Consider the following 883-nt stretch of genomic DNA (forward strand, 5'->3'; position numbering starts at 1 on the left):
CGTATTATCCCGCTATTACCAATGTTTATGGGCCTCTGCTGGTACTGCGATGAAAATGCGTATATTCCTACCTCATTTTTTAAACCTTCAATATATCTACTGCCTAAATTTTTGATAATTGGCTCATCACAAGATATAGCAATAACTAAGATACGTGGTACGTGCATTGTGTGGTTATGTTCCAGGAGTTATATATGTAAACGCGATACTCTCTCCCCCCATATCATATATCACTAGAATATGTACTGTATTACCTGGATAAGGCTCTTTTACTTCGCAAATTTGTTTAGCCGCCTAAGTTTTAGGGCCATAAACGCTGTGATAATTACCGCCATAAATATAGGAGTAATCCACAAAAAATATGTATCAGCATTGTATGGTATATCACTAAGAATTGCGCGACCATAACGCTGTTTTAGGCTATCTAAAATCTGTTCATCAGTCATACCATTTATGATTTGACGTCTTATAAAAGAGCGCATTTCAACTGCAAATGCGGATTGCGACTCATATAAGGACTCCCCTGAGCAAGTCATACATTTTGTCATCTTAAAGAGCTTTATAGCTCTAGAATCCTGGTTCTTAGATAGGAAGTCCTCATTTGCGGAAAATGCGTTCTTTACTCCATTTTGAGTAAACGAGATAAAAAGTAAAAAAATAAATATTAACTGCTTCACAGATATCGCTAAACTACTAAAATAAATACTGCTATAGTTTATAACTCATAGCCTAAATAATCTACTTTATTGCTCATATTGGTTCATATCACAGGGAGTGTTACCGCAGTATAGCCTTTATAAAATCAAAATCAGCATTCTCAACAAACTTGCTGTTTAATCAATGCACCAAAAAATCTTTATCATAACTAAGAACCCCGTATATA

General features: G+C 35.0%; 1 protein-coding gene. It reads right to left on the reverse strand.

All coding sequences use genetic code 11. The features are described 5' to 3' along the window. Nucleotides 1-269: 269 nt before the first annotated feature. A complete protein-coding gene (locus tag KPX09_RS05440) occupies nt 270-677 on the reverse strand; it encodes a cytochrome c-type biogenesis protein CcmH (RefSeq protein ID WP_249549327.1) in 408 nt (135 codons plus the stop codon). Between the last annotated feature and the right edge of the window lie 206 nt (nt 678-883).

The sequence above is a fragment of the Anaplasma phagocytophilum genome, from assembly GCF_023476575.1.
Lineage (GTDB): Bacteria > Pseudomonadota > Alphaproteobacteria > Rickettsiales > Anaplasmataceae > Anaplasma > Anaplasma phagocytophilum_A.